1 pseudogene is annotated in these 207 nt (G+C 50.7%); it reads right to left on the bottom strand.

The window, feature by feature from the left end:
- Nucleotides 1-207 (bottom strand): annotated as a pseudogene (locus ACYQ8U_RS23555) (type II toxin-antitoxin system HipA family toxin); the annotation flags it as partial.

The raw sequence follows: 207 nt of genomic DNA, 5'->3' as shown, positions 1-207 counted from the left end.
CAAAAACGGCTCATCATCGCCCAGGCGAAAGCGTAAAGCCCCCATGCGATGGCCATCATAGACGCCAAGTAAATAGTCTGACTCAAGAAGCGGGCGCACATTTCGTTTTTCTGCTTTCGCTTGTTGAGCCTCTCGGCGTTGCATTAAAACACGGCCCCAGCGATCTGGAGAAGAGTCCAGAAACAAGCCAAAATTATCATGCCCATC

It is taken from the genome of Desulfocastanea catecholica, from assembly GCF_054657295.1.
The sequence above is the reverse complement of the archived record's forward strand: the minus strand, read 5'-3'. Positions and strand labels throughout refer to the sequence as shown.